At 33.2% G+C, this 5760-nt stretch carries 8 protein-coding genes; 6 read left to right on the top strand and 2 right to left on the bottom strand.

The features are described from left to right. Positions 1 to 56: 56 nt before the first annotated feature. Entirely contained in the window at positions 57 to 185 is a 129-nt protein-coding gene (locus OWO01_RS15735; protein WP_268781425.1) for a hypothetical protein, read from the bottom strand. 460 nt (positions 186 to 645) lie between these two features. On the opposite strand from OWO01_RS15735, the gene OWO01_RS15730 reads away from it, so the two are divergent. The 5 genes from OWO01_RS15730 (at position 646) to OWO01_RS15715 (ending at position 3651) form a co-directional block, all read left to right on the top strand. Then, a complete protein-coding gene (locus OWO01_RS15730; protein WP_268781424.1) occupies positions 646 to 1044 on the top strand; it encodes a class B sortase in 399 nt (132 codons plus the stop codon). Continuing rightward, positions 957 to 1307 carry a class B sortase gene (locus OWO01_RS16185; RefSeq protein WP_418936227.1) on the top strand — a complete coding sequence of 117 codons (351 nt, stop codon included), beginning with the start codon at positions 957 to 959 and terminating at the stop codon, positions 1305 to 1307. The genes OWO01_RS15730 and OWO01_RS16185 overlap by 88 nt, the downstream gene beginning before the upstream one ends. A 315-nt stretch (positions 1308 to 1622) precedes the next feature. Then, a complete protein-coding gene (locus OWO01_RS15725; protein WP_268781423.1) occupies positions 1623 to 1859 on the top strand; it encodes a hypothetical protein in 237 nt (78 codons plus the stop codon). Between the two features lie 119 nt (positions 1860 to 1978). Next, on the top strand, positions 1979 to 2266 hold the full coding sequence (locus OWO01_RS15720) for a hypothetical protein (protein ID WP_268781421.1): 288 nt from the start codon (positions 1979 to 1981) through the stop codon (positions 2264 to 2266). Positions 2267 to 2784: 518 nt separating this feature from the next. Next, the gene (locus OWO01_RS15715) at positions 2785 to 3651 is read left to right on the top strand and encodes a hypothetical protein (RefSeq protein WP_268781419.1); all 867 of its coding nucleotides are present in this window, start codon (positions 2785 to 2787) and stop codon (positions 3649 to 3651) included. Between the two features lie 371 nt (positions 3652 to 4022). Here OWO01_RS15715 and OWO01_RS15710 read toward each other — a convergent pair whose 3' ends face one another. After that, entirely contained in the window at positions 4023 to 4658 is a 636-nt protein-coding gene (locus tag OWO01_RS15710; RefSeq protein WP_268781418.1) for an FMN-dependent NADH-azoreductase, read from the bottom strand. A gap of 209 nt (positions 4659 to 4867) precedes the next feature. Here OWO01_RS15710 and OWO01_RS15705 point away from each other — a divergent pair, with 209 nt between their 5' ends. After that, positions 4868 to 5752 (top strand): ROK family protein, encoded by an 885-nt coding sequence (locus OWO01_RS15705; protein ID WP_268781417.1) that lies wholly within the window; start codon positions 4868 to 4870, stop codon positions 5750 to 5752. Positions 5753 to 5760 lie beyond the last annotated feature (8 nt).

Here is a 5760-nt window from a genome sequence, read left to right as displayed (position 1 = left end):
TACTGTTGGTATGCCTAATAGACGTACACCGCTAGTTGGTTTAGGAGTCTTCACTCTTAGTACGGTGCACTTTCGTATGGATTCAAGCAGGTTAACGCTAGGTAAGCCGTTAATTGATCCACCGTCACACCATCTACACCCGTTTCTTCCTTGTTTCTTCTCACTTGCTGTCCAGTTTGATTCATGTTTGTTATGTCTAGAATTTTATCGAGTAGATTCCAGTTCTCCGTGCTTGTTATGTCCTTTCTGCCTCGTAAAGTCGGTATCCACTTTCTCGCTGTATGATCAGGTTAATGAGAAACTTCTTTTGAAATGATTTCTTGTTTCGCTTTAGTTCCAAATCAATTTATATTTTGGACCCAGTATCATAGAGTAATTTTGCCTGCAAAAGATATAGTGAATCTAGTTACGCTACATTGATTCTATTAGTAATATTTCCTAGCCGAATTTGTTTAAGTGGTATATTGATTTAGCATATTATACTTAAAAAATTCTATATTTACCAAAATTTGTTGCGCGCATGAAAATTATGTAATATAATGCAATGTGTCGAGGATAATATTTTCAAATATTATTAATCGGAGGTGTAAGTACATAAAAAAATATCTATTACTAATAGTGGTTGTAACAAGCATTGGTGGAATCTTGTTTTCTTTATCTTCGCTCTATGATTATTTAAATAATTACTATGTAGCGGCAAAAAATTATAAAGAATTAGGGGAACTTTATCATAAGGGAGAGGGTGTTAAATACAAAACAAAGAGTTTAGTTGGAATTAACAAAGATTATGTAGGTTGGATTAACATAGAAGATACAACAGTAGATTACCCTGTTGTTAAAACAGGAGATAATGAATTTTATCTTTCACATAACTTTTATAAACAAGAAGATTTTGCTGGGGCTATTTTTATGGATTATAGAAATTCTATGGACAAGTTAGATAAAAATCTAATTCTATATGGACACAACATGAAAGATGGCAGTATGTTTGGAAGTTTAAAGAATTATTTAGAGGAAGATTATCTGAAAAAAACAGAATTATAACCTTTGACTACCTTAATTCTATATATGAGTGGGAAATATTCTCTGTTTACACTACTCCAGAAACAATTTGGATGAAGACTACATTCTTCAATGATCAGGAATATGAAGAGTATCTAGAAGTTATCCTGAGTAAATCTAATATTTCTTTGGGGGTAGAATTGAATAACGATGATATGATTTTAACATTATCGACATGTAGTACTGATGATCATGAAAGATTTGTAGTACATGCTAAGCTAAAAAGTGAGGAGCGAAAAAATTAATGAAATATAAAAAAACCTTTACTTTTTTAATGATCCTAATTTTTGGATTTTCAATACCACAGGAATTTGTTACAGTTTCTGCAAATAATTCCCCGTTTAAAATTGAAGTATCAACGTGTAAGATCTTCTAAAGATAATACATCTTACAACTTTTTACCGATTTGAACAGCACAATCTACATTAGCTTTCCAACTAAAACATTGCAAAGAAAAATCTAAAATGTACTATGTGGAAAGTGGGTTAAAACCTGATGGAGAAGAGCCAAAACATAGGAGAATGATTTGTGATGTTTCAAAATAGGAGACACTTACCCACATGAGTAATCTTTCTTATCTTAATCTTGAAAGTGAATTGTATAAGAAGATTGGCAATACTTCAAGTATTGATGATGAGAAACGAAAAAATGAATTAAAAGAAGAATTAAAGGATTGGACAATTATTAAAGCACAGGATAGTAATTTTTGGTCAGGTGGTTTAGGTGCAATTGCTGTCAAGAAGGGACATGATATAGTCATTGGCTATCGTGGAACTAAGCTAGATGCTTTTAGATGAGATAGTCTATGATGTAATATCTGCAGATTTAAGTATATTAATAACGAACAATAATATTCAAGTACCTTTAGAAATTTGTTGTTGAAATTATCTTAAGTTATAACGAGGTAAATGCATATGTGACAGGGGACTCACTAGGTGGATTTTTAGCACAAGTTGTTTCTTATGAAATCTTAGATGAAAAGTTACACACATATTACCTTCCTTTCACAAGTAATCGCCAGAAAATAAAAGAAATTTTAGAAAAAGAGAATTACTTTGAGAAAGGTGTTACATTTAATGCTGCACCGTTCTTATACGCAAATTATAGAATTCCGTTTATGTCTGCTATACCATTATTGGAGCTTAAGGGTAATAAATATAATGATAAAGTAATTAATTATTCTATTAATGGTGACTTTCTTTAGTTTGCAGTAGATAAGAAATTAGCCGATAAGTTTAACGGTTGTCCCATCTTTAGATAAAAGACTTGATGTCAATGCACATAGTCTGATTCAGTTTTATGAACATTTTATCAGGTATTACTGAGTGAATTGATAGAATGAAATAGAGGAAATATTCCTTCTCTATTTCAAACTTAATTACAATACATATAAATAATTTTTTTACTCCATTTATAAATTCATTAGACCTTAGGATGGAATAATTGAATTTCTCCAAATAACACTTTTTCATATCTTTTATTAATGAAACTGTTATTTAGCGTTAAAGCAGTAATATAGATCATAACAATGTTGTTAAAAACTTAAAGCTAAGCATCTGTTTTATGTGGAGGTAGCTTGTTGCTATTACAATTAGGACTGGTAAGTTCCGTGAATACTTGTAAATATATTCTATATTAATTCGTTTGGTTTTATGCAGAAAGGATACAGTGAATTTCCAAATCAAGGGGGAGATCGTCATAAGGTTAGTTAAGGAAGTAAAGATGTATGCAATCAGTACTATATATATTTGGATTTATTATACTTTGTTTGTTTTGGTAAATCCTTATCATCCCTATGAAACGTTTGCGATTTGGATGATTGTAGGTAGTTTTTTTGGACTCCCAGTCTTGTTCTTTATTGTTATCCCATTCTTAAATATTAAGTTGGGATTAAAATTTGCAAGGCAAGAAAAAGAAATAGTTAGAGGATTCATTTACTTTGTACTTTCACTAGCTTCGTTATTTCTCATTTTAAACATTCACACTGTTTTTTCGAACCATTTGGTTGAACGTAAGTTGTTCCCAAATGGTATAGAGGAAGAATTTCCTGTCGCTTTTGAAAATTTGAAACAAACCATTCACGGTGGTGTTACATATATAGATGGGTACTACTTTGAAAAACCTTTTCAGAAAAATATAACTGCGGCAAATATGAGTGGAACTTCTGAAGCTTCCTTAGTCATTGACTATATTCTTTCTAGTTGTACCGAATGTCGTTTTACCTACAAAGAAAAATATGATTATAAGAGTGGAGAACTCCTAGGAACAGAAAACACTTTATTTCGCACAAAGAAAAAATGGGCTGAACAATTTGAAGGTTCGTTTCTTTCTTCTGACAAAGGTGAATTTACTATTTATTTAGTAAGTCATATGGATGACGGGTGGAAGATTAATCTTCGGACTTATAACCCATATTTGAATATTGCAGCAATCATTGAGCACTCGGAACCATCTTTTGTGAAAGGAAGAATTATTGAAATCCAGCAGGATGAAAGTATAGTTAGTGGAGAGGAAATAAAATATCATAAAAATCAAAACGGAGACACAATCGTATCGGTTGATAAAGTGGAGTTTATACGTGGAAAGTAGTGTGTTAGTGACCTGACTTATAATATTTTCTTAACTTGTTGTCCGGTACTACATACGCGGTTATAGATTCTTTACTTTAAATGAAAAAGGGCTTACACCTAAAAGAGCGGTATAACCTATTTGATATATGACTTTAAAGTTTTTTCTTTGATCCAGTACAAATGTCTATGTAACAGATACAGTTCGGGAGGTTTTTTAGCCCAATTATTTAATATGAAATTATTGATAAGAAGCTCACCTTATATTTACTAGTACTAGTAATTGTAAAACGATTCATTGGAAAAAATGAACATTTCATTAAATATGATGTTGAATAATCAAAAAAATAGCGTCCGTGAAATTCCATTCACGAACGCTATCCTAGTGTATGTTTAAAATTTTTCGGCTAACTCTTCCGCTTGTTGCTTCGCCAAAGCAATAATTTCTTCTTTTCTGTCTGGCATTTGATCATGCCCTTCAATAAATAAACCTACTACATCGGTGACACCAAAGAATTCAAGTAGTGTTCGAATATAGCGATGTCCCATTTCTTTATCCGCTCCAGGTCCGTGAGAATATACACCACCACTCGCTTGGATATGGAGTGCTTTTTTATTGTGTAATAATCCAACCGCACCTTGCTCCGTATGTTTGAAGGTCTTTCCAGCTACCGCAACCGCATCGATATAGGCTTTTAATACTGGTGGAATCGATAAATTCCATAGTGGGGAAACAAAAACATATTTATCAGCTTTAATAAACTGGTTACATAGTTCCTCAAGACGATAGATTTTTTTCTTTTCAGGTTCGGTAAGTGAAGTAAAGTCACTACCACTTTGAAGTTTCCCCCATCCCTGGAATACTTCGGCATCTATCTGTGGAATATGTGTTCCATATAGATCGATAGGTACAATTTCATGATCTGGATTTGTTTTTTGATACGCTTGAATAAAATGCTCCCCTGTAGCTATACTGTGAGAAACGGAAGCATCATTTGGATTCGCAGTAATGTATAATACGGTTGTCATAAGTAAGTCTCCTTTTTTGTAAAAAAATATGGTAGTTAAACCAGCTCTATTTTCAGTTTACCCGATTTTCAGTTGTAAAACCATTCGTAAACCTTTTGGTATGTTTCCAACAATAGATAAGAAAACAGTCAATAATTAGATTTCCATCCTATACAAAACTAGGAAAAGGTTAGTATAATTAGAGTTACTAACGAGTAGGAGGCGATCTGATGTATCTTGTTTTTGATCTTGGTGGTACCTTTGTTAAATTTGCTTGGATAAACGAAGAAGGAGAGATAAAGGAACAAGGGAAATTTCGTACACCATTTCAGCGTGTAGAAGATCTCGTAAAGAAAATGGTAGACGTATTTGATCAAGGACCGGAAAAGGCAGAAGGAATCGCTATCAGTTGCCCTGGAACGGTTGATATTAATTCTGGAGTCATATATTATGGTGGAACGTTAACTTATTTACACGAAACAAATTTGCCTAAGATGTTAAAAGAGATCTGTGGAGTACCTGTTTCTATCGAGAATGATGGAAAATGTGCAGCGTTAGCAGAGTTGTGGTTAGGAAGTATAAAAGATTACCGACATGCAGTCGTGCTCGTGCTAGGTACAGGTGTCGGGGGAGGCTTAATTATTGATGGAAAACTACATCGAGGTGCAAACCTGTCAGCTGGTGAAATAAGTTATGTAATGGATCAGCATATGATAGAAGATAGTGAAGTGAATTTTTTCGGAATTGCAGGTTCAGCATCAAGGATGGTAAATGAAATTGCGAAATGTAAGGGGCTAGAAGATAATGATGGTGAAGCAGTTTTTCACCACATTAATCAAGGCGATCCAGAAGCAGCAGCGATTTTTGAAAAATATTGCCAAACGATTGCGTTACAAATTCTAAATTTACAACATATCCTTGACCCAGAAGTGTTTTCAATTGGTGGCGGAATTAGTGTTCAACCGATCGTGTTAGAAGGGATCAAACAGGCGATTCATTCCATTAAACAAAATAATCCAATTCTCAAAGCCGAACCACATGTGGTTAGCTGTCACTTTAGGAGCGCTGCCAATCTTTATGGAGCATTGTATCATTATTTACTTCAACAAAAATAAAAAGTTCA

This window comes from Natronobacillus azotifigens, assembly GCF_026805325.1.
Lineage (GTDB): Bacteria > Bacillota > Bacilli > Bacillales > Amphibacillaceae > Natronobacillus > Natronobacillus azotifigens.
Note: the sequence above shows the minus strand (reverse complement) of the source record. Positions and strands in the feature narration are given on the sequence as shown.